General features: G+C 61.8%; 21 protein-coding genes. 8 read left to right on the top strand and 13 right to left on the bottom strand.

The window, feature by feature from the left end; translation table 11 throughout:
- Positions 1–6: 6 nt before the first annotated feature.
- The 3 genes from tnpB to argF form a co-directional block, all read right to left on the bottom strand.
- The gene (gene tnpB, locus OKW30_RS22090; protein ID WP_429346560.1) at positions 7–357 is read right to left on the bottom strand and encodes an IS66 family insertion sequence element accessory protein TnpB; all 351 of its coding nucleotides are present in this window, start codon (positions 355–357) and stop codon (positions 7–9) included.
- Complete coding sequence (gene tnpA / locus OKW30_RS22095; protein WP_429346559.1) at positions 338–799, bottom strand: IS66-like element accessory protein TnpA; 462 nt, start codon at positions 797–799, stop codon at positions 338–340. Before tnpA ends, tnpB begins: the two co-directional genes overlap by 20 nt.
- A 182-nt stretch (positions 800–981) precedes the next feature.
- On the bottom strand, positions 982–1,911 hold the full coding sequence (gene argF / locus OKW30_RS22100; protein WP_018421631.1) for an ornithine carbamoyltransferase: 930 nt from the start codon (positions 1,909–1,911) through the stop codon (positions 982–984).
- Between the two features lie 505 nt (positions 1,912–2,416).
- Between argF and OKW30_RS22105 the strand changes: the two genes are divergently transcribed.
- The gene (locus tag OKW30_RS22105) at positions 2,417–2,764 is read left to right on the top strand and encodes a DUF3579 domain-containing protein (protein ID WP_008923011.1); all 348 of its coding nucleotides are present in this window, start codon (positions 2,417–2,419) and stop codon (positions 2,762–2,764) included.
- Positions 2,765–3,118: 354 nt separating this feature from the next.
- Here the strand turns inward: OKW30_RS22105 and OKW30_RS22110 are convergent, their stop codons facing one another.
- Entirely contained in the window at positions 3,119–4,144 is a 1,026-nt protein-coding gene (locus tag OKW30_RS22110) for an IS110 family transposase (RefSeq protein ID WP_184074570.1), read from the bottom strand.
- Positions 4,145–4,289: 145 nt separating this feature from the next.
- A complete protein-coding gene (gene rpsT / locus OKW30_RS22115) occupies positions 4,290–4,568 on the bottom strand; it encodes a 30S ribosomal protein S20 (protein ID WP_027198671.1) in 279 nt (92 codons plus the stop codon).
- Positions 4,569–5,076: 508 nt separating this feature from the next.
- Between rpsT and murJ the strand changes: the two genes are divergently transcribed.
- Positions 5,077–6,627, top strand: a complete 1,551-nt coding sequence (murJ, locus tag OKW30_RS22120; protein ID WP_184074468.1) for a murein biosynthesis integral membrane protein MurJ — start codon at positions 5,077–5,079, stop codon at positions 6,625–6,627.
- 5 nt (positions 6,628–6,632) lie between these two features.
- Positions 6,633–7,475, top strand: coding sequence for a SirB1 family protein (locus OKW30_RS22125; protein ID WP_429347776.1), 843 nt, complete (start codon positions 6,633–6,635; stop codon positions 7,473–7,475).
- 127 nt (positions 7,476–7,602) lie between these two features.
- Here OKW30_RS22125 and OKW30_RS22130 read toward each other — a convergent pair whose 3' ends face one another.
- The 5 genes from OKW30_RS22130 to lpxK all read right to left on the bottom strand — a co-directional run bounded on the left by OKW30_RS22130 (position 7,603) and on the right by lpxK (position 11,698).
- Entirely contained in the window at positions 7,603–8,361 is a 759-nt protein-coding gene (locus OKW30_RS22130; protein WP_184074466.1) for a 3-hydroxyacyl-CoA dehydrogenase, read from the bottom strand.
- Between the two features lie 261 nt (positions 8,362–8,622).
- Entirely contained in the window at positions 8,623–9,288 is a 666-nt protein-coding gene (gene adk, locus OKW30_RS22135; RefSeq protein ID WP_013090349.1) for an adenylate kinase, read from the bottom strand.
- 211 nt (positions 9,289–9,499) lie between these two features.
- The gene (gene kdsB, locus OKW30_RS22140; RefSeq protein WP_429347566.1) at positions 9,500–10,294 is read right to left on the bottom strand and encodes a 3-deoxy-manno-octulosonate cytidylyltransferase; all 795 of its coding nucleotides are present in this window, start codon (positions 10,292–10,294) and stop codon (positions 9,500–9,502) included.
- A gap of 203 nt (positions 10,295–10,497) precedes the next feature.
- Positions 10,498–10,701, bottom strand: coding sequence for a Trm112 family protein (locus OKW30_RS22145; protein WP_007180583.1), 204 nt, complete (start codon positions 10,699–10,701; stop codon positions 10,498–10,500).
- On the bottom strand, positions 10,682–11,698 hold the full coding sequence (lpxK, locus tag OKW30_RS22150) for a tetraacyldisaccharide 4'-kinase (protein WP_429347567.1): 1,017 nt from the start codon (positions 11,696–11,698) through the stop codon (positions 10,682–10,684). The genes OKW30_RS22145 and lpxK overlap by 20 nt, the downstream gene beginning before the upstream one ends.
- Before the next feature lie 549 nt (positions 11,699–12,247).
- Between lpxK and xseA the strand changes: the two genes are divergently transcribed.
- Together xseA and sodB are read left to right on the top strand one after the other, a co-directional pair.
- Positions 12,248–13,627, top strand: coding sequence for an exodeoxyribonuclease VII large subunit (xseA, locus tag OKW30_RS22155; RefSeq protein ID WP_090801614.1), 1,380 nt, complete (start codon positions 12,248–12,250; stop codon positions 13,625–13,627).
- Positions 13,628–13,842: 215 nt separating this feature from the next.
- Positions 13,843–14,421, top strand: a complete 579-nt coding sequence (sodB, locus tag OKW30_RS22160; protein WP_184074462.1) for a superoxide dismutase [Fe] — start codon at positions 13,843–13,845, stop codon at positions 14,419–14,421.
- Here the strand turns inward: sodB and OKW30_RS22165 are convergent.
- The 3 genes from OKW30_RS22165 to OKW30_RS22175 form a co-directional block, all read right to left on the bottom strand.
- Positions 14,387–14,752, bottom strand: coding sequence for a hypothetical protein (locus tag OKW30_RS22165; RefSeq protein WP_429347568.1), 366 nt, complete (start codon positions 14,750–14,752; stop codon positions 14,387–14,389). The two genes, sodB and OKW30_RS22165, sit on opposite strands and share 35 nt — an antisense overlap.
- Before the next feature lie 260 nt (positions 14,753–15,012).
- Positions 15,013–15,459, bottom strand: a complete 447-nt coding sequence (locus tag OKW30_RS22170) for a GreA/GreB family elongation factor (protein ID WP_260336724.1) — start codon at positions 15,457–15,459, stop codon at positions 15,013–15,015.
- Between the two features lie 318 nt (positions 15,460–15,777).
- Entirely contained in the window at positions 15,778–16,209 is a 432-nt protein-coding gene (locus OKW30_RS22175; RefSeq protein ID WP_262421490.1) for a hypothetical protein, read from the bottom strand.
- Positions 16,210–17,331: 1,122 nt separating this feature from the next.
- On the opposite strand from OKW30_RS22175, the gene OKW30_RS22180 reads away from it, so the two are divergent.
- Genes OKW30_RS22180 through OKW30_RS22190 form a run of 3 tightly spaced genes read left to right on the top strand, consistent with a single transcriptional unit; the run spans position 17,332 to position 20,262 of the window.
- Entirely contained in the window at positions 17,332–18,285 is a 954-nt protein-coding gene (locus OKW30_RS22180; protein ID WP_429347569.1) for a tyrosine-type recombinase/integrase, read from the top strand.
- Entirely contained in the window at positions 18,282–19,256 is a 975-nt protein-coding gene (locus OKW30_RS22185; RefSeq protein ID WP_429289521.1) for a tyrosine-type recombinase/integrase, read from the top strand. The genes OKW30_RS22180 and OKW30_RS22185 overlap by 4 nt, the downstream gene beginning before the upstream one ends.
- Positions 19,249–20,262 (top strand): tyrosine-type recombinase/integrase, encoded by a 1,014-nt coding sequence (locus tag OKW30_RS22190; protein WP_429289522.1) that lies wholly within the window; start codon positions 19,249–19,251, stop codon positions 20,260–20,262. The genes OKW30_RS22185 and OKW30_RS22190 overlap by 8 nt, the downstream gene beginning before the upstream one ends.
- Positions 20,263–21,345: the final 1,083 nt, after the last annotated feature.

Raw genomic sequence — 21,345 nt, forward strand, 5'->3', positions numbered from 1 at the left:
GAGCGATCAAACTCGCTCGTAGCGTCGTACGGGATGCCTGTGCATTGCCTGCAGATCGATACCTTCGAGCAACCAGTGCAACTGCTCGGCGTTCAGCTCAAGCACCGTTTCGCCGCCACGTGGCCACGCGAACCTGTCAGCTTCCAGGCGGCGCAGCATTAGCCAGAATCCGTTGCGCTCCCACAGCAGCAGTTTTAGACGGTCGGTACGTCGGTTACGAAATACGTAAACCGCTCGCGCGAATGGGTCCAGCCCCAGCGCGTGCTCCACGATCGTCGACAAGCCGGCAATGCCCTTGCGGAAATCTACAGCGTCGCGATGGACGTAAACTTTCACATCAGCGTCGAAGCGGAACATGGCGGCTCCCCAGTGTCTCCACCATCGCTGTCACCAGCGCCGCATCATGACTGGCGCACTCCAGCCGCAAGACAACGCCGTTGGGCAGTTCGGCGACCAGCCATGAACCCTGAGCCGCCTGTGCGGGTATCGACATCTCGCGCGGCTCGCAGGCCACCGCATGAGCCCGGCTGACCGCAACCACGGGAACAAAGGCGGGCGAGTTCTCGACAACCTGGTCCGTGGCTACGCCGCCGGGTTGCTGCTGCTCGTACTTGCTAATCCACTTGCGCAGCAGATTTGCATTCAGCCCGTGCTCGAGAGCAATGCGGGCCACGGAAACGCCCGGCCGCAAGCAGGCCCGCACGAGTTCATCCTTGGCTTGAGGATCGAAGCGACGACGACGCCCCTCGCGCTCAAACCCCGTTACCAGGCGTTCCTTCAGTTTGCTGTCCTCTGGCATGGTGTCCACCTATTCGTTGAAGTGGACACCAGCTTGCCCTGGCATTCATCGCGACGAAAGTACGTGGTTCATTGAGCGCTTACGGAGCGTCGCCGCCGACGAATGCAAAAGGCGCCGGGAGTTTTCTCCCGGCGCCTTTTTTGTGCCCGCGGTTCCGGCGCGTGTATGGACCAGCGGTTCGCTCAGTGATTGAGCTTGCCGAGCAGCAGGTATTCCATCAACGCCTTCTGCACGTGCAGACGGTTTTCCGCCTCATCCCACACGACGCTCTGCGGTCCGTCGATCACTTCCGCGCTGACTTCTTCGCCGCGATGCGCGGGCAGGCAGTGCATGAAGAGCGCGTCGGGATTCGCGCGCGCCATCATGTCGGCGTCGACGCACCAGTCTGCGAAGGCCTTCTTGCGCGCTTCGTTCTCGGCCTCGAAGCCCATGCTGGTCCACACGTCGGTGGTGACGAGATCGGCGCCCGTGCAGGCTTCGTTCGGGTCGTCGAATTCCTCGTAGAACGACGCGCTTTCCGCCGCGACGAGCGCGCGGTCGAGCTTGTAGCCGGGCGGCGTGGACAGGCGCAGCCTGAAGCCGAGAATCTGCGCGGCTTCGATCCACGTGTACAGCATGTTATTCGCGTCGCCGACCCACGCGACCGTCTTGTCGCGAATTGGACCGCGATGCTCGAAGTACGTGAAGATGTCTGCGAGCACCTGACACGGGTGGTATTCGTTCGTGAGCCCGTTGATCACCGGCACGCGCGAATTCTCGGCGAAGCGCTGGATGATGTCCTGGCCGAACGTGCGGATCATGATGATGTCGACCATGCGCGAGATGACCTGCGCGGCGTCTTCGATCGGCTCGCCGCGGCCGAGCTGCGTGTCGCGCGTGCTCATGAACACGGCGTGGCCGCCCAGCTGGAAGATGCCGGCTTCGAACGACAGGCGCGTGCGTGTCGAATTCTTTTCGAAGATCATCGCCAGCGTGCGGTCATGCAGCGGGTGATAGGTCTCGTAGTTCTTGAATTTGCGTTTCAGGATGCGCGCGCGCTCCAGCACGTACTCGTAGTCTTCCAGCGAGAAGTCCTTGAACTGCAGGTAGTGGCGAATTTTCTTGGCGGTCATGAAACAAATACGGCGGTCTCACCCGGCAGGGTTGCCGGACTGCGCCGCCGTCGGTATGGTGGTAACTCCATGCAGCATAAAGGATTTCGCCTCGTTTGACGAGTCGGCGGGAGGGCGCCGCAAGCGATTCGAAAGCGTCGTATCGGGCTTCGCGGGGTCATCGGAAGGCGCTTGTGTGCGCTGCGGAAAAGGGCCCGCTGCGCTATAATCTGCGGGTTATCCCAAAGCCCAGCAGGCCGGCGTTTCGCATGAAGAAACGCGGCTCGCGCGGCGCGGAAAGCCTGTCACGGCGTGGCGGTCATGACAGACGCCAGAGCGGTTCAGCCGGTTCGCCGCAGCGGTTCTCGTGGTGCGGTTCGTCATTGTTGCGTTAGCGCCAGATCCCACGCACGTCGCAGGTGGCTGCAAGCGCTTGCCGTACATGCCGCTTGCGGTGAGTTCGAGCGTACAACTGGCGTCGCCGGTTGGTCGTCATTCCGCTGGGCAGTCACACAGGTATTTCTACATGGCCGAAGCAGCTCCAATCGAATATTTCATTCAGGGCATTACGTCGACCGGAAAAAAATTTCGGCCGAGCGACTGGTCGGAGCGGCTCGCGGGCGTCATGTCGTCGTTCGGGCCCGGCGTGAGGAAGGGGCCGAACGCCTATATGCAGTACTCGCTGTACGTGCGGCCGACCATGATCGGCGACCTCAAATGCGTGATTCTCGATTCGCGGCTGCGCGACATCGAACCAATGGCCTTCGATTTCGTTATGAACTTCGCGAAAGACAACGACCTGCTGGTCACCGAGGCGTGTGAACTGGAACTCGAGCATGCGCCTGCGCCGCAAGCCAAACGGCACGTCATCTGATGTAAGTCGACCGGATCGGCAAAAGCAAAAAAACAAAAACCCGCAAGCAGCGGGTTTTTTTGTGGCTGGCAATTCAACCAAAACAAAATCTATGGTCAGCCTGACTTTTGCAAGCGAGGTGGTGTTGACGTAAATTGGGCTTGCGCAAATCTATCCGGGGTCGTTGTGGGAACAGGTTCCCGCCCCATGATGAGAGCCGCGCCGGGCAAACCTTAAAAAAGCCGCAGTATCGGAATACTATTTGCTTTGCCAGGTTGCTTGCTCGGCCGTTGAGCCGTTTATGTCTTCACGTATCTCGCGTCGCAAAACCAGGAAGTGACTTGGGTCAGAGGGAGTAACGTAGGCGGCGCACAGTCAGGCTGCGGCCACAGCCTGAGCACTTTGGTAGTGTGTTCCGCGGGCGAGGATGGCCCAGGCGATCCTCGCCAATTTGTTGGCCAACGCACAAGCGACCACGTTGGAATGCCGTCGGGCCAGCAGGTCGCGGACCCAGGCCCCCAGGCGATCGGCGTGCCGCTCGATGTGCAGCATGAGCGCTCTCGCGCACTGGACTAACAGTCGCCTCAAATTCTTATCGCCGCGCTTGCTGATTCCCAGCAGCGTGGGCTTGCCGCCGGTACTGTATTGGCGTGGAACCAGCCCGATGGATGCGGCGAACTGGCGAGCGCAAGCGAACTGGTGGGCGTCGCCCAATTCGGTTGCCAGCACGCTGGCCGTGATTGGGCCGATGCCGGGAATCTCCAACAGGCGCTGGCTGCGTTCGTCCTCCCGCAGTTGCCGGATCAATTCGCTTTCGAGTTGCGCGACTTGTTCGTCGAGGTACTTGAAATGTGCCTGCAGACGCTCGAGCAGCGCGACTAGTCGCGGCGGCAGATCATGCGAGGCCAGCACGGCAGGAAGTCGGCGGATGACGCCCATCCCCTTGGGCAGGCTCACGCCGAACTCGAGTAGAAAGGCATGAATCTGGTTGACCGTGCCGGTACGGTCGCGCACCAGCGCTTCGCGTACCCGATGCAGCGCTGAGATCGTCTGCTGCACCTCGTTGCGCGGACTGACGAACCGCATGCTGGGACGTGACGCGGCCTCGCAGATCGCTTGCGCGTCGGCGAAGTCATTCTTGTTGCCTTGCACGAAAGGTTTGACGAACTGCGGGGATATCAGCTTCGGGTGGTGCCCAAGTTCCTGGAGGCGACGGGCGACCCAGTGAGCGCCGGCACAGGCTTCCATGACCACCGTGCAGCTCGGAACACGGGCAAGCAGTGTGAACATCTGGTTGCGCGTCAGCTTCTTGCGCAACACCATGTGGCCCGATGCGGACTGTGCGTGCAGGTGAAAGCAATGCTTGCCAAGATCGATTCCAATCAACGAGATGGTGTCCATGACGATCTCCCATAAGGAAACAGCCCGATCAGCGTAAGCCGATCGGGCTGTTTCGGTCAGGCTGACCATCTCATTAAAGCCCGCCAAAGCGGGCTTCTTGTGCAGCGGAAACAGGAGGTAGCCCGCCGAAGCGGGCCGACCGGAATTACTGCGCTGCGGGCGCTTGCAGACCCTTGACGGCTGCAGCGAGGCGGCTCTTGTTGCGAGCTGCCTTGTTCTTGTGAACGATGTTCTTGTCGGCGATGATGTCGATGGTCTTCGACGATGCCTTGAAGATTTCGGCGGCCTTAGCGTGATCGCCTGCGTCGATTGCCTTGCGGACAGCCTTGATAGCCGTGCGGAACTTCGAGCGCAGTGCCGAGTTGTGCGAGTTTGCCTTCGCGGCCTGGCGGGCGCGCTTGCGTGCTTGTGCGGAGTTAGCCATGACGGTTCCTTATCCTGTTCCTGTTTCCAGTACCCGGCCTTCAATGATGAGGCGAGGTGCTGCTTCTCGATCCGAACCCTTGGAAGCGATTGCCCAAGGGCGCAAAAGTGTCGAAAAAATCGATCGAACTACGCGAAGGCGGGCCCGTGTTTCAAGGCATCCGGATGTATTGACAGACGGCGCTGCGCCAACCTGAGAACCGCGTCCGAAGACCATTCGAAAACTGAGCAAGCTTCGAAACCGACGATTATAGCAACAAAATCAGGCACGTGACAACGGAAAACACGCGCCGGCGCCACGATGACCGGAGCGGCGTCATGTCGGCGCGTATGTGCTGGCCCTCCTGCGAGGGCACCGATGGAAGGCGGGGGCGCTGCCGGGAAGACCGCAGAAAACAGAAAAAATCGCGCTTTCCGGTCGATCGCGGCGAACGTCCGCGTGGCAAATCGGTCCGAATCGCGTTCTGGCTCGTCGCCCGCATTGGCGGGACCCGTATAATAAGCGCCCCATGAATCTATTACGAGCCCTGCTGACGGTCAGCGGCTTCACGCTGCTGTCGCGCGTGACCGGACTGGCCCGTGAAACGTTGATCGCCCGTGCGTTCGGCGCCAGTCAATACACTGACGCTTTCTACGTCGCCTTTCGCATTCCGAACCTGCTGCGTCGCATTTCCGCCGAAGGCGCGTTCTCGCAGGCTTTCGTGCCGATCCTCGCGGAGTTCAAGAACCAGCAAGGCCACGACGCCACCAAGGCGCTCGTCGACGCCACCTCGACCGTGCTCGCGTGGGCGCTCGCCGTGCTGTCAGTGATCGGCGTGGTCGGCGCGTCGGGCGTCGTGTTCGTCGTCGCGTCGGGCCTCGCGCACGAGGGCCACGCGTACCAGCTTGCGGTCGCGATGACGCGCATCATGTTCCCATACATCATTTTCATCTCGCTGACGTCGCTGGCGTCGGGCGTGCTGAATACGTACAAGAACTTTTCGTTGCCCGCGTTCGCGCCCGTGCTGTTGAACGTCGCGTTCATCGTCTCCGCCGTATTCCTCGCGCCGCGCCTGCAAACGCCGGTCTATGCGCTTGCCTGGGCAGTGATCGTCGGCGGCGTGCTGCAATTCGTCGTGCAGCTGCCGGGCCTCAAGAAGATCGACATGGTGCCGCTCATCGGCCTGAACCCGCTGCGCGCGCTCGCGCATCGCGGCGTAAAGCGGGTGCTCGCGAAGATGGTGCCGGCGATGTTCGCGGTGTCGGTCGCGCAGATCAGCCTGATCATCAACACCAACATCGCGTCGCACATCGGCCCCGGCGCGGTGTCGTGGATCAACTACGCCGACCGGCTGATGGAGTTTCCGACCGCGCTGCTCGGCGTCGCGCTGGGCACGATCCTGCTGCCGAGCCTGTCGAAGGCGCACGTCGATGCCGACTCGCATGAGTATTCGTCGCTGCTCGACTGGGGACTGCGCGTCACGTTCCTGCTCGCCGCGCCGAGCGCGATCGCGCTGTTCTTTTTCGCCCAGCCGCTGACAGCGGTGCTGTTCAACTACGGCAAGTTCGACGGCAATGCGGTCGTGATGGTGAGCCGCGCGCTCGCCGCCTACGGAGTCGGCCTGATCGGCCTGATCCTGATCAAGATCCTCGCGCCGGGCTTTTACGCGAAGCAGGACATCAAGACGCCAGTGAAGATCGGCATCGGCGTGCTGGTCGTCACGCAGTTGAGCAACTACGTGTTCGTGCCGGTGTTCGCGCATGCGGGTCTCACGCTGAGCGTCGGGCTCGGCGCTTGCGTCAATGCGTTGCTGCTATTCATTGGTCTGCGCAAACGTGGCATTTATATGCCGTCGAGCGGCTGGCTCAAGTTTTTCGTGCAGTTGCTCGGGGCGTGCCTCGTGCTCGCCGGCGTGATGCGCTGGCTCGCGATCAGCTTCGACTGGATCGGCATGCATAGCCAGCCGGTCAGCCGCATGGTGTTGCTCGGTGCGTGTCTCGTGCTGTTCGCCGCGCTGTATTTCGGTATGCTTTGGCTGATGGGCTTCAAGTACGCGTATTTCAGAAGGCGAGTGAAGTGATCACCATGTCGCGGGTTCTCGATTATTTCAGTACGCTCGTCGCCGAAGACGAGAGCCTGCCGCTGACCGAGACGGCGCTCTCGATCGCGCAGGATGCCTATCCCGACCTCGATCTGCAGTCGGTGCTCGCCGAGATCGACGAGCTGGTGCTGCGGCTGCGGCGCCGCATGCCCGACGATGCCGACATCCGTCAGAAGGTTGGCATTCTCAACCGTTTCTTTTTCCGCGAACTCGGTTTCGCGAGCAACCTGAACGATTACTACGACCCCGACAACAGCCATCTGAACGTCGTACTCAAACGTCGCCGCGGCATTCCGATTTCGCTCGCGGTGCTCTATCTGGAGATGGCCGAGCAATTCGGCGTTCCGGTGCGTGGGGTGTCGTTTCCAGGCCACTTCCTGCTGCGCGTGACGATGCCCGACGGCGACGTGATGCTCGATCCGACCACCGGTCATTCGCTGTCCGAAGCGCAGATGGTCGAGATGCTCGAGCCGTACGTCGCGTCGGCTGGCGATTCGGTCGGGCGCGCGCTACGCCTGCTGCTGCAACCGGCCACGCATCGCGAGATCGTCGCGCGGATGTTGCGCAACCTGAAGGCGATCTATCTGCAGACCGAGCGTTGGCAACGTCTGCTCGCGGTGCAGCAACGGCTCGTCATTCTGCTGCCGGACAATATCGAGGAAGTGCGGGATCGCGGTTTCGCGTATGCGCGGCTCGATTATCTGCGGCCCGCGCTCGAGGACCTCGAAAGCTATCTCGGCGATCGCCCCGATGCGGAAGATGCCACCGTGGTCGAGTCGCAGTTGCATGAATTGCGGCAGCGCACGCGGCATGATGGCGGCGAATAGCGACGCGCGTTTTCACGCTGCATAAAACACAAACGCCTGCACATGTCGCACATGCACAGGCGTTTTTCTATCGCCGTATGCAGGCCTTGGCCAAGCATCGGCGACCAGATCGATCGCTAAGCGATCCTCACTTCGGCTGCATGCGGATCGCGCCGTCCAGCCGGATCACCTCGCCGTTCAGCATCGGATTGTCGAAGATCTGCTTGGCGAGCATCGCGTATTCGGCCGGTTTGCCGAGGCGCGGCGGGAACGGCACCATCGCACCGAGCGCGTCCTGCACTTCCTGCGGCATGCCGAGCAGCATCGGCGTTTCGAAGAGGCCGGGGGCGATCGTCATCACGCGGATCGCGTTGCGCGACAGGTCTCGCGCGATCGGCAGCGTCATACCGACCACGCCAGCCTTCGACGCGGAGTAGGCCGCCTGACCGATCTGGCCGTCGAACGCGGCGACCGATGCGGTGTTGATGATCACGCCGCGCTCGCCGTCGGCGTTCGGCTCGTTCTTCGACATTTGCACCGCGGCGAGCCGGATCATGTTGAACGTGCCGATCAGATTGATCGAGATCGCGCGCGTGAACAGATCGAGCGAATGGGGGCCATCCTTGCCGACGGTCTTCGCGGCCGGCGCGACGCCCGCGCAGTTGACGAGACCGCGCAGCGTACCGAGCTTCGTCGCGGCTTCGACGGCCTGTTGCGCGTCCTCTTCCCGGCTCACGTCGCATTTGACGAAAGCGCCGCCGAGTTCCTTTGCGAGCGCCTCGCCCGCGTCCAGATTCAGGTCGGCGAGGACGACTTTGCCGCCGTTCTCGACGAGCAGGCGCGCGGTGGCAGCGCCGAGCCCTGATGCGCCGCCGGTGATCAGGAACACGTTGTCACGAATTTCCATGTCTTCTCCTTTGCTACGGTTGTTCAGTGCGGTCTCGAGCGAAGCATTTTTCGACGACGATCGATTGTAGCGGCTGTGCTGCGCTGCGGAAAGCGAAGCGGGCGGCGGCATGCAAGCGCTATGGAAACCTAACTGGTTCCGCTGGGCGTTCCCCACCGCTTGCCGCTTTTGGTTTGCGCACCGAGCCAGATAAAAAAACCCGCCCAACGTGGGCGGGTTTTGGTCAAACGAAAACAGCGCTAATGTTTGGACCAAGCCGGCTTACTTCAGCGCGTCGAACGCGCGGGCGCGAATTTCATCGACGCTGCCGAGGCCCGAAATGCGGCGATATTGGGGCGCCTTCACCGAGCTCGACGTATCGCCGTTCTTCGCCCAGCTGTTGTAGTACTCGATCAGCGGCTTGGTTTGCGATTCGTACACTTCCAGACGCTTCTTGACCGTTTCTTCCTTGTCGTCGTCGCGCTGGATCAGCGGCTCGCCGGTCACGTCGTCGATGCCCTCGACCTTCGGCGGATTGAACGTCACGTGATAGGTGCGGCCCGACGCGGGGTGCGAGCGACGGCCGCTCATGCGCACGATGATCTCGTCGAACGGCACGTCGATTTCGAGCACGTAGTCGATCGCGACACCGGCCTGCTTCATTGCTTCGGCTTGCGGAATCGTGCGCGGGAAGCCGTCGAACAGATAGCCGTTCGCGCAGTCCGGCTGCTGCAGACGTTCCTTCACGAGGTTGATGATCAGCTCATCCGTGACGAGCTCGCCGGCGTCCATGAAGCGCTTTGCTTCGAGGCCGAGCGGCGTGCCGGCCTTGACGGCCGCGCGCAGCATGTCGCCGGTCGAAATTTGCGGGATGCCGAACTTTTCCTTGATGAAGTTGGCCTGAGTGCCTTTGCCGGCACCCGGTGCACCCAACAGGATCAAACGCATGGATATCTCCAGATCTATGTGAATTCTTTGTTGACGCGGCATGCTTCCCGGCGATTCTCGCAGGTTCCGCATCGGCTACCGTTGGCTACCTCGCGCTGCACGTCGAATACGACGGCGCTGCAAGATCCGCACGGCGCGGCCGGGATAACCCGAGTGTCGCCTGCGCTGGGAGGCGCGCATAACCGTTCGATTATGCCACGGCTTCCCGCGCTCAAGACCCGAATAAGGCCCGTACGCGCGCGAGATCGGCGGGGGTATCGACCCCCGCCAACGGTACGTCTTGCGTGACGAGGACCGCGATGCGCTCGCCATGCCACATCGCGCGCAGTTGTTCGAGCGCTTCGACCTGCTCGATCGGCGAGATCGCGAGGCTTGGGTACGTGCGCAGAAATTTCGCGCGATACGCGTACAGGCCGATGTGCCGGTATACGACGGCGGGCGCGGCCGGCGTCGGCATCGACGCGACGTTGGGCCAGTGCGGTTGCCATGCGTCGCGCGCCCACGGGATCGGCGCGCGCGAGAAATACAGCGCGACGCCGCGCGCATCGGGCACGACCTTGACGACATTCGGATTGAAAATTTCGGCGGGATCGGTGATCGGATGCGCGGCCGTCGCGATCGCGCAGTCGCTCGTCGTTGCCAGATGCCCGGCGACGCCGCGCACGAGCGCCGGGTCGATCAGCGGCTCGTCGCCCTGCACGTTGACGACGATCGTGTCGTCGCTCCAGCCGAAACGCGTCGCCACTTCCGCGAGACGGTCGGTGCCCGACGGATGGTCGGCGCGCGTGAGTACCGCGTCGAAGCCGTGGTCTCGCGCCGCGTCGAGCACTTCCTGCGCGTCCGACGCGACCAGCACCTGTTGCGCGCCCGATTCGCGCGCGCGCTCCGCGACGCGCACGACCATGGGTTTGCCGCCGATGTCCGCGAGCGGCTTGTTGGGCAGACGCGTCGACGCGAGGCGGGCCGGCACGACGGCGATAAACGGATGAGGGGTGGTGTGGATCATCGGATCAGGAACGGACGGCGATCAGGCCGGAGGAAGAGGCTGCGCGCGCGACGCTCACGCAGGGTCGGACATGAGCCGGAGCGGCGAAAACGGCTGCGGATCGATATTGGAGCGCATGCGGGGAGGGGGCGGCGGCATCGATGAGGCCTGCCTTGACCGCGCGCGCGAGACGTCGCGGCGCCTCGGTGCCGCGACCCGGCGGGTCAGGCGACCGAGCCTGGATTCAGATCGACCGGCGTGCCTTCGACGGTCTGCCTCGCTTCGTCGACGAGCATCACGGGAATGCCGTCGCGGATCGGATAGGCGAGCTTGTCCGCGTTGCAGATCAGTTCCTGCGCGGCGCGGTCGTAGCTGAGCGGGCCCTTGCAGATCGGGCAGACGAGGATTTCAAGCAGGCGAGCGTCCACGGACTTTCTCCACAACTAATGCAATGAGGCGGTGATCAAGCGCGGCTTCGACCGGGACTACCCAGATGCGCGCGTCGTGCCAGGCCCCCAATTTTACCGCATCCTTTTCCGTAATCAGGATCGCGTCGGCGTCGACGTCGGTGAACGGATTGCGCTCGAACGCGTAGTGGTCGGGCAGCGCGCGCGTCGTGGGCGCGAGGCCGGCCGCGCGCACTGTCGCGAAAAAGCGTTCCGGCGCGCCGATGCCGGCCGCGGCCAGCACGCGTTGACCGGCGAATTGCGCAAGCGGGCGGCGCAGTGCGGGATTGTCGAGATGCCACGCGTCGGCAGGGGCGAGCTGCAGTGCGAACGTGTTCGGCCACGCGGGCAGCGTGCGCGCGTACGGATCGTTGATCAGCGTCGCGTCGCGGCGGCGCGACAGCGGCTCGCGCAGCGGTCCGGCCGGTAGCAGGAAACCGTTGCCGCCGAGCCGGTGATCGAACACGACGAGTTCGACATCGCGCGCGAGGCGATAGTGCTGCAAGCCGTCGTCGCTGACGATCACGTCGACGTCGCGATGCGCGGCGCACAGCGCCTGCGCGGCGGCGACGCGGTCCGGACAGACCCACACGGGTGCGCCGGTGCGGCGCGCGATCAGCAACGGCTCGTCTCCGCCGACCCGTGCCGACGAACCGGGCGTGACCTGGGTCGGGGTGCTCACGCGCGCGCCGTAGCCGCGCGACACGATGCCGGGCGTTAAGCCCGCGGCGCGTAACGCTTCGACGAGCGCGATGACGGTCGGCGTCTTGCCAGTGCCCCCGACCGTCACGTTGCCGACCACCACCACAGGCACGCCGACGCGCACCGATTTGAGCCAGCTAAGCGAAAACGCGGCGCGGCGCGCGGCCGCGACTGCGCCGAACACGCAGGCGAGCGGCGTCAGCGCCCAGGCGAGCGGTCCACGTTGCTGCCATTCGCGCGAGAGGCGCGCTCCGAGACGGTCGCTGAGTTCGCTCATGGGCGGGTTGCGAGCACGGACTGCGCGCCGTGCGCACTACGCGGGGTCAACATCAACGCGGTTCTCCGGGCAATCGAATGCGAATACGGGTCGAAAAATGAGGTGCGAGCGGCGCGGCGAAAGGGCCCGCGCCCAGTGGCCTCGGGCCGGGCAAGCTCTCCGCCGCGCTGCGCGATCGACATACCGTCGAACCCGGCACTGTAGCGCGCGGGCGTCCCGCCCGGCAAGTCGCGTAAGGTCCAACGCACGCCGCTCCACGCTATGTGCGGTTGCTCACAGTCTGTGGATAACTTTGTGGAGAACCTGCTGTCCGATCGTCCCGAAGGGTCATTCCGTGCGCTTTGGATCGTAGTGGTCGCTTGCTATCGAGATGCAAACGCCATATAAATCAAGGCTCTGCTAGGAATTTATTGACGTTGGCGGGCGTTCTGGCGGAATTCGTCAGGCGGTTCCCGCCATGTGGACACTTTTAACAATCCTGCGATTCCGGCTGGACGCCGCTCTTCGCTCGGTCTATCGTCTGTCCGGCCAGCGCTATTTATTCCTTGCATGAACCCCGAAAATCCTTTTGCTTCTGCGGCCACACCTGGCGGTGAGGTCGTCGTTCCCGTCTCCGCGCTCAATCGCGCGATCGGCACGATGCTCGAACGCTCGTTTCCACTCGTTTGGGTCGCGGGTGAAGTGTCGAACTTCACGCGCGCCGCGAGCGGCCATTGGTACTTCTCGATCAAGGACGCACAGGCGCAGATGCGCTGCGTGATGTTCCGCGGTCGAGCTCAGTACGCCGAATTCATGCCGCGCGAAGGCGATCGCATCGAAGTGCGCGCCCTCGTCACGATGTACGAGCCGCGCGGCGAACTGCAGCTAAATGTCGAAGCGGTGCGCCGCACCGGCCAGGGGCGTCTGTACGAAGCGTTTCTGCGGTTGAAGGCGCAACTCGAGGCCGAGGGGCTGTTCGCCGCCGAGCGCAAGCGCGCGCTGCCGACGCATCCGCGCGCGATCGGTATCGTCACGTCGTTGCAGGCGGCCGCATTGCGCGATGTGCTGACGACGCTGTCGCGTCGCGCGCCGCATATTCCGGTGATCGTTTATCCGGCGCCGGTGCAGGGCGCGGGCGTCAGCGCGAAGCTCGCGGCGATGGTCGAGGCGGCTGGCGCGCGCCGCGAGGTCGACGTGCTGATCGTGTGTCGCGGCGGCGGCTCGATCGAAGATCTGTGGGCGTTCAACGAAGAAGTGCTCGCGCGCGCGATTGCGGAAAGCGTCATACCCGTGGTGAGCGGCGTCGGTCACGAGACCGATTTCACGATTGCCGATTTCGCCGCCGACGTACGTGCACCGACGCCGACCGGTGCCGCCGAACTCGTCAGTCCACAGCGCGTCATGCTGCTGCGCGAACTCGATCATCGGCACGCGACGCTCGCGCGCGCGTTCGGCCGCATGATGGAGCGGCGCGCGCAGCAGCTCGACTGGCTGGCGCGGCGGCTCGTGTCGCCCGCCGAGCGGCTCGCTCGGCAGCGCACGCATCTGCAGCAGTTGCGCGTTCGGCTCGCGTCGGCGGGCGCGCGGCCGGTGCGCGACGCTCGTGCGCGATTTTCGCTGCTGCAGATGCGCTGGCAACGCTGGCGTCCGGATCTCGCGGCCGAGCGCACGCGCGTCAACGTGTTGGCGCAGCGTCTGAATGCGGCGCTATCGCGCCGGCATGAACGACAGGTCGCGCGCATCGACATGCTCAGCGCGCGACTCGAAGTGCTGAGTCCACAGCGCACGCTCGAGCGCGGTTATGCGGCCGTGCTCGATGCGCAAAGCGGTCGGGCGATTCGCACGCCGTCGTCGCTGAAACCTGGACGTCGTCTGACGATGCATCTCGCCGAAGGCTCGGCCGATGTCGCGCTCGCCGACGTGCAGGCGCGTCTGACCGACGGTTTCTGACGTTTCGCCGGTGGGCGCGTGACGCCTGTTTACTGTCTTCCGACGAGCCGGGCACGCGCCATGCGCGCCCTTCTCAAGGGCCTTGCGCACGGCGTGTTCGACATGCCGGACATAAAGGCCGTTGGTTTGCGGGGTTATTCCAACTCGCCTACAATCGAGTGCTCGATAGCGTCATCCGCAGACTCCCCACAACAGATACAGAGAAGGAAAGCACCATGGAACATACGCTCCCGCCGCTGCCATTTGCGAAAAACGCGCTCGCTCCGCACATGTCGGAAGAGACGCTCGAGTTTCACTATGGCAAGCATCACCAGACCTATGTGACCAACCTGAACAATCTGATCAAGGGCACCGAGTTCGAGAACCTGTCGCTGGAAGAGATCGTCAAGAAGTCGTCGGGCGGTATCTTCAACAATTCGGCTCAGGTGTGGAATCACACGTTCTTCTGGAACAGCCTGTCGCCGCAAGGTGGCGGCGCACCGACCGGCGCGCTGGCTGACGCCATCAACGCGAAGTGGGGTTCGTTCGACAAGTTCAAGGAAGAGTTTGCGAAGACCGCGGTCGGCACGTTCGGCTCGGGCTGGGCATGGCTCGTGAAGAAGGCTGATGGTTCGCTCGACCTCGTGTCGACGAGCAACGCCGCCACGCCGCTCACCACCGAGGCGAAGGCTCTGCTGACGATCGACGTGTGGGAGCACGCTTACTACATCGACTATCGCAATGCGCGTCCGAAGTTCGTCGAGGCGTACTGGAACATCGTCAACTGGGACTTCGCAGCGAAAAACTTCGCTTGAGATTGCCTGTTCCGTGACAATAAAGTTTGGAAAACGGGCAAGGTGCCGCGCAATAGACTTTGGAAACTGTAGGTGATATGTAAGCCCTCCGTTGGAGGGCTTTTTTGTGACCGTCTTTCGTCGGGCAGAGTTCGGCCAGCTTCTGCCGCTCGCCCGCACCATATAGCGCACACTCGAACGGCTGGTCCGCGATGCTCAACGCGAGCATCTCGGCCTTCCCCGTGGCCTCCTGCGGCGGTTCGCCTTGGCGTATGAAAGCGACGCGGAACTGCGGATAAGTGAATCCTTTCGGCCACAGGGCCGTGATGGCAACAGGAGTGATGCCGGACACTCATTCTTCGGTGCATCTCGGCGTTTTGAGTAGACAATCTTGTGATTGACCGCCGTAAAGACGGTGATGCCACCACCCAGCATCCACATCACCGCTAACGTCAGCGAGAAAAATGACAGCAGCTCGAGGACAGTCATGCTAGCGCCCCCTTGACCCTTGACCAACCGAATCAAACGGAAGTGAACGGGCGACGCGGGGCCAACTGAGGGGCGCTCGCTAGCGAGGCTATGCAGTTTCTTCGGTGCCTCCTCCCGATATCATCAGCCTGATAAGCGACGACTCTCCGGTTGCAGGAGGATCTTCCTGATGACGTAATGAACCGGCACGCCGCTCGGCGGAAGGCACATGATGACTTGTCCGCAACGCGCACCCAACAGTGCGATGCCCGTCGGCGAGAGAACGGACAGTCGCCCACGCTGATAGTCGGCCTCGCGCGGGTAAACCAGCGTCCATTCATGCGTATCAGTGCCGTCGGTGGTCGTACATTCGACCGTTGTATTCATCGTGACGACGTCCGGTGGTATCTCGGCGGAATCGACAAACAAGGCTGTCGCTTCCATGGCGTCCAGGAGGGCGCGCTGCGTCGGTGACACCCTCGGCAGGTGCGCACATTCCCGGAGTCGTTCCATGTCGGATTCGGACACGACCGGCTGGCCTTCCATGCGGCCGGTTATGGCCGTGATCGAAATGTTTTTGGCAGACAACATGTGTGCCTCCGGCTGGAAAACAGGTTACAGATATCCGCGCAATCGCGGTCATTCCATACGTCGAGCCACGAACCGTCCAGGAAAATGAGCCGATCGATGGTTCCCAAATGTTGTATATCGAGCAACGCGCTCCGGTTGACGAACGCACCGGGTCGATCGTCAGGAAAGACGACCTGCATCAGGGGAGCGAAGCGCCGGGTTATCTCGGTGAAGCTCGCCTCACTAGACGGTTCCGTCACGTCAAGCCAGTAGACAAGCGCCGCCGTTGGACTTCCTGCCTTCCGAGCAATAAAACGGAGTGTTTTTTCGCCTGACGATTCATTCATGATCACCTGCCCGGTTAGTACGCTCCTCTTTCAAAAGCAGTTCGGCGCTGCTTGCCGGGCTTGCCGATACGACGCGCTGTGGGGCGACTTTCGTAAGCCGGTGGTCGACCCATATCCGTCCCCATCGGATCGCGTACTGCAAGGCCTGCGCTGGGTCGTAGAAATAATCCAGCGCATGGAAGCAGCGCTGTGTCGGGCAGCCCGGCCCTTCGATCACAAGATGGGCCGCGTGCAACGCACTCTCCACGGGTTCTGCTCGCGCCGTCAAACGGTAGCCCTGATGTTCAGCCTGATAGCTCACAGAGCCGATGCGCCTGCTTTGCGAAACGTTCCACTGCGAGGCCAAATTCTGGCCACTGATTGTGACGGAGCGTTCCTGCCTGACCGTCGGCGTCTCATTCAGACGTTTTGTTTGCGTTCTCATGGCTTCTCGATCCTTCGAAGACGATCCGATTCCGCCGCTGTTCGGTCGCGCGGCTAAAGACCTGCGAACAGGCAGCGCAACGGATCTCGAGTTTGTTCGGCACGCGGGCGGACGCCCATCACGCAAGTCGTGATGGAGTACCGTCGGTGGTCAACAGAAAGATGGTGAGCCCGGCTCTCGCTTTACTGACTTTTGGTTTATGCGGAGAGCCGGGCAGAAGGAAGTGCTGATTTATCCGCGCGGCTAGCGCGGTTCCGTGTGGGCTTCAAGGCCTCGGATTTTCGATGCCCGCCAGTACGCGCCCCAGCTAATGCAGGAATGCCGAAAAAGGCGAGGCGAGAACTCGGGATGAAAAGCATGACTATGACCTCGAGTCAGTGACCAGGGGGTAATCAAGAATGCAGCAGGCCTCCCTATTAGAGCGTACCTGTTAGCATTTTGCAAGAGAGCGTACCTGTTAGCATTTTGCAAGGTTCGTTGGCGTCATCGTCGTGCGGCATTGAGATGCAAAGACAAATCGGCAAGCACGGCCTGCAGATCGTGCCAATCTTGTCGGTATAACTTCGAGGCATTCGCCGCGCACGTAAACAGCAGCGCTATAGCGTGGTCGATCGCTCCACTATCATGACAGACGGCGCATTCGCGGGCGATTTGACAGGACAAACGTGATGTTGACCATCGCTTTCGGGCCACGAATCGGATGCTACGAACCGAGTCGCTGCTCGATCCGCTCTAGGCGCGGTCTTAACGCACGTAAAGTCCCTTTCTTGCCGCGCCCCAATACCGGCTGCCGTAAATCGCAATACGGTCACAGGCAACGCGCGCCCCTTGAAACGCCGGGTAAGACGGCGGAGCCGTCTGTGAGAGTGTGAGTTTGCTGATGCAGGAAGCGCGTCCAGCTGGATGTCACAACCGTTAGCTTTTCCAGATTGCTGACGCAGAACCCGGCTCGCCCTAATGTCGGCAACGGCCGATTATGCAAAGTCGTTGATTATGGAAAGTAGCCGAGCCGATTGCCGACGAGGCCCGGCAAACAAGGGGCCGGCAGCAGGCGGTTCAGCCGGGAACTCGACATAATTTCAGCGTTGATCTGGAGTAACGGTTCCACTTCAGGGGACCGTTATGAAGCCAACCAGTTTGCACGAAGCCAGGGCCCGGTCTTGTAGACCACTTCCGGCTCACATTACTGACGAATTGCGCCGCTACGATGCGTATCTGCACGATGCGCGGGGACTGGCAGCCACAACACGGAGTAATCAACTCTGCATAGTCGGTTTGTTCTTGCGACAGAATTTCGAGCGGCGCGCAGTCGATCCGAGAAAGCTGCGCCCTGACGATATTCGTCGGTTCCTTTCGTCACAGTCAGGGGCCGGAGGCTCGGCCTCCTATGCTTCTCAACTGGCTTGTACCTTACGCAGTTATTTGCGTTACCGGGCGACGTGCGGCGACCAGGTCTGCAAGCTCAGCGCCGTCATCCTGAATCCCGTCCATTGGAAGCTCGCATCGCTGCCACGCGCGCTCGCGCCAGAGGAAGTTGAGTACCTCCTGGGCGCGGTTGCAGGCGCTCGCCGCTGGCCGAAGCGTAGCTATGCGATTGTCCGTCTGGCGCTGGACATGGGGCTGCGTTCTGCCGAAATCGCGCAACTCATGATCAGCGACATCGACTGGCGCGCAGGCACAGCGACGTTGAGGGGCACAAAGTCGCTGCGGCAGGACGTACTACCGCTGCCGATGGAAACCGGGCAGGCACTCGCTGACTATCTGCAACATGAGCGTCCGATGAGCGGCCATCCGGCGATCTTCGTCCGGCAGGTGGCGGAGCGAGACCAGCCGATTACGCCCAGGGCGATCCAGAAGGTGATCAAACGGGCCTGCTGTCGCATCGGCTTGCCACACCACAGTGCTCACGCGCTTCGACATACCCTGGCATGCCGCCTGGTTGAGAACGGCAGTTCGCTCAAGGAAGTAGCCGACCTGCTGCGCCACCGTTCGCTCAATACCACCCTGATCTACGCCAAGCTCGACACGCCGAAGCTGGCGGCTGTTGCCCTGCCGTGGCCCGGGAGCCAATCATGAGCGCACGGGTCAGCTTGCAGAAGAGGATCGACAACTACCTTGCCGAACGGCACCGTTTGGGTTTCGAGTTGCGCTCGCGGAGCACGCTATTAGCCAGCTTCGCCCGTTATGTCGCGAGCCTGAATCATCGTGGAGCGCTGACGACAGAGCTCATGGCGGATTGGGCGCGACAGGATAAATGGCACCATGACACCCCTGCTACCTGGGCTGCACGTTTAGCGATTGTTCGCCACTTCGCCCGCTACCTGAGGCAGTTCGAGCCTGACACTGAGATTCCGGAGGAACCGGTCTTCGGCCCTGAGCGGGCACGCGTCGCCCCGCACATCTTCCATGAAGAGGAAGTCATTGCATTGCTGGCTGCGGCCCGTCGGCTCGGGCCAAAGGGGAGTCTGCGCCCAGCGACGTATGAGACCCTGTTTGGCCTGATGGCCTCAACAGGGTTGCGAATCTCGGAGGCCATCCACCTACGCGATGCCGATGTCGATCTGAAGCGCGGGATGCTGACTGTGCGGCAGACCAAGTTCGCCAAGTCACGACAGTTGCCCATTCATACGAGCACGGTTGCCGCGTTAGCGCGGTACCGGCGGCAGCGCGAACGGCAGGTTGCCACGAACCCCAGCATGTCGTTCCTGGTCAGCAGCCGTGGTCAGCGGTTGGGACAACCTCTTGGTGAACGACAGGCTCAACGTGTCTTCAACGCGCTGCGTGACAGCCTCGGCTGGGTGAATCGTGGTGCCCACGCAGCGCCCCGGCTTCATGATCTGCGACATACCTTTGCGGTGCGTCGCATGATGCTCTGGCATGCCGAGGGCACCGACATCGAGCAGATGATGCTGGCGCTATCAACCTATCTGGGCCATGCGGAAATCTTCTACACGTACTGGTATCTGACGGCAGTTCCGGAACTGATGGCCGTCGCCGGCGCCAGGTTCGAGCGTTTCGCCGATGTCGCGGGAGACGGCAATGAATAGGCGATCCAAGGCACCGCCTTCGTTTGCAGCGCTCGTGCAAGCGTGGTTCGCCGAATACCTCACCCAGCAGCGAGCGCTTAGTGCACATACCATAGCCGCCTATCGCGACAGCTTCGTCCTCTTCCTTGAGTTCGCCGAGGCGCGCCTGGTCAAGTCGCCAGCCACGATGACACTGGCGGATATGACGCCGGAACTGATCATGGGCTTCCTCGATCATCTGGAACGCCAGCGGCACAATTGCGTGCGCAGTCGCAATGCGCGACTTGCGGCGCTTCGCTCGTTCCTGAAGTTCGCAGCGCATCGCGATGTAGCGTCATTGCACGTGATCGAATGCGCCTTGGGCGTTCCAGTCAAGCGCTTCGAGCGCCCAACGCTTAGCTATCTGTCGCGCGAAGAGATGCTGGCTGTGATCGGTAAGCCGGATGATTCCTGGCTAAGCCAACGCGATCATGCGCTGTTCCTGCTGATGTACAACACCGGAGCGCGTGTCTCGGAGATCATCGGGGTAAAAGTTGGCGACGTGGTCCTGGACGAGGGTTCTGCCTGCGTCCATTTGCGTGGCAAAGGACGAAAGCAGCGCAGCGTCCCGTTGTGGCGGTCAACTGCGAAGACGATACGGGCATGGCTGAAGGTAAATCCTGAATTCCAACCCACATCGCCGCTGTTTCCGAACCGGAATGGCCATGCAATGACGAGAGCCAATGTTGCATTGAGGCTAACACTGGCTACCGGGAACGCAGCCGGAACCTGCCCCAGCCTTGCAAAGCGACATGTATCGCCTCATACCGTCCGTCACGCCACCGCCATGCATTTACTTCAGGCAGGTGTCGACATCAGCGTCATTGCACTATGGCTCGGACATGAGAGCCCCATCACGACGCACCACTATGTCGAAGCCGATCTCAACATGAAGGAACGTGCTCTGGCCAGGCTTCACGAACCGCAGACCGGAATTCAGCGCTATCGGGCACCGGACTCGCTGATCAACTTCCTGAAGGCACTGTAATTATGCAAAGGCTGGAATTCGAACTGGCCGCTGCCCATCGGCTCTCTGGGGGGCGCCGGCCAGCTACTTTCCATAATCAACGACTTGGCATAATCGGCCTTATGGAAAGCTTCGCATAAGGCCGAACTGGTGTCCTCGGAACTCCGACGTAGACGACCGGACCACTCTGTTAGCTGCCCGTGGATGCGCGACCGCGTCACCGGCAGCAGTGGGTCGAGGGCGTGTGAATACGCAAAAGTACTCGGTTTTCGGGTGTCGTTTTACCCTTACCGAGTCACCGTCAAGCCAATACAGCGCAATCTGGCGGCCCGACTTTCTCGAGCGTCGCGTTCAATCTGCGTTTTCACACGCCCTGGGTCGACTTGAGCCGGTCGCCGTCGCCGGCATCGTCCGTTCGACAGCCCGGCCTGACTGGGTCCAGGTTACACGGTCGCAGGGACATGGCTAGAAAGATTCTCTTCTTCTCTCAATGGCTGTATTTCGGCCACCAAGTCGCCTTATGCAAATCAAGCCGCTGCAATGGATCTGACAGCGCGAGTTGAGGATTTTATTTCCAGTCCGAACGAAATAAAAACGTCAATTCGCCTCAGTCCGAATTAAAGGTGTCACTTCGCATCGCGCGGCTTGAAATATGTCGCAATGCATTGATTTGTCAAGAAATTCCCTTGCAATAAGGCCGCTTGTTAAAAAGCTGAAGGAAGTCTTCCCAGAAAATTGCATGGGCTCGTAACCGATGCACCTGGGAAAGTACAACACATTGAAGATCGCCTATTCAGACTGCGTAGTTGGCGCTGCACCGTCCGACACCTCATTTCCCTTCGCGCGCATGCATTCCAGGTACGCGAGATAGTATCTTTGCTGCACATTCAGTTGTGCCCGTGAGACGTTGGCATCGCTCTGAGCGCGAGTGTCCACGCCGCGCGCCAGCTGCTCTCTCGCATACTGTTTGCACTGCGCATCGTCCCGCAGAAAGACGGTGAATGGCTTGTCGCGCCCCGGCTTCACAGCTACCGCCGGCCCAATTGGCTGCGACACGCATCCGGTGACAACCCCGGAAATCGTTACGGCAATCTGGACTCGGCA

It is taken from the genome of Paraburkholderia sp. Clong3, from assembly GCF_050436485.1.
GTDB lineage: Bacteria > Pseudomonadota > Gammaproteobacteria > Burkholderiales > Burkholderiaceae > Paraburkholderia > Paraburkholderia tuberum.

Excerpts from the sequence above, each read along its gene's own strand:
- tnpB (WP_429346560.1), bottom strand. The coding sequence starts at position 357 with ATGTTCCGCTTCGACGCTGATGTGAAAGTTTACGTCCATCGCGACGCT.
- tnpA (WP_429346559.1), bottom strand. The coding sequence starts at position 799 with ATGCCAGAGGACAGCAAACTGAAGGAACGCCTGGTAACGGGGTTTGAG.
- argF (WP_018421631.1), bottom strand. The coding sequence starts at position 1,911 with ATGACCGCCAAGAAAATTCGCCACTACCTGCAGTTCAAGGACTTCTCG.
- OKW30_RS22105 (WP_008923011.1), top strand. The coding sequence starts at position 2,417 with ATGGCCGAAGCAGCTCCAATCGAATATTTCATTCAGGGCATTACGTCG.
- OKW30_RS22110 (WP_184074570.1), bottom strand. The coding sequence starts at position 4,144 with ATGGACACCATCTCGTTGATTGGAATCGATCTTGGCAAGCATTGCTTT.
- rpsT (WP_027198671.1), bottom strand. The coding sequence starts at position 4,568 with ATGGCTAACTCCGCACAAGCACGCAAGCGCGCCCGCCAGGCCGCGAAG.
- murJ (WP_184074468.1), top strand. The coding sequence starts at position 5,077 with ATGAATCTATTACGAGCCCTGCTGACGGTCAGCGGCTTCACGCTGCTG.
- OKW30_RS22125 (WP_429347776.1), top strand. The coding sequence starts at position 6,633 with ATGTCGCGGGTTCTCGATTATTTCAGTACGCTCGTCGCCGAAGACGAG.
- OKW30_RS22130 (WP_184074466.1), bottom strand. The coding sequence starts at position 8,361 with ATGGAAATTCGTGACAACGTGTTCCTGATCACCGGCGGCGCATCAGGG.
- adk (WP_013090349.1), bottom strand. The coding sequence starts at position 9,288 with ATGCGTTTGATCCTGTTGGGTGCACCGGGTGCCGGCAAAGGCACTCAG.
- kdsB (WP_429347566.1), bottom strand. The coding sequence starts at position 10,294 with ATGATCCACACCACCCCTCATCCGTTTATCGCCGTCGTGCCGGCCCGC.
- lpxK (WP_429347567.1), bottom strand. The coding sequence starts at position 11,698 with ATGAGCGAACTCAGCGACCGTCTCGGAGCGCGCCTCTCGCGCGAATGG.
- xseA (WP_090801614.1), top strand. The coding sequence starts at position 12,248 with ATGAACCCCGAAAATCCTTTTGCTTCTGCGGCCACACCTGGCGGTGAG.
- sodB (WP_184074462.1), top strand. The coding sequence starts at position 13,843 with ATGGAACATACGCTCCCGCCGCTGCCATTTGCGAAAAACGCGCTCGCT.
- OKW30_RS22170 (WP_260336724.1), bottom strand. The coding sequence starts at position 15,459 with ATGTTGTCTGCCAAAAACATTTCGATCACGGCCATAACCGGCCGCATG.
- OKW30_RS22175 (WP_262421490.1), bottom strand. The coding sequence starts at position 16,209 with ATGAGAACGCAAACAAAACGTCTGAATGAGACGCCGACGGTCAGGCAG.
- OKW30_RS22180 (WP_429347569.1), top strand. The coding sequence starts at position 17,332 with ATGAAGCCAACCAGTTTGCACGAAGCCAGGGCCCGGTCTTGTAGACCA.
- OKW30_RS22185 (WP_429289521.1), top strand. The coding sequence starts at position 18,282 with ATGAGCGCACGGGTCAGCTTGCAGAAGAGGATCGACAACTACCTTGCC.
- OKW30_RS22190 (WP_429289522.1), top strand. The coding sequence starts at position 19,249 with ATGAATAGGCGATCCAAGGCACCGCCTTCGTTTGCAGCGCTCGTGCAA.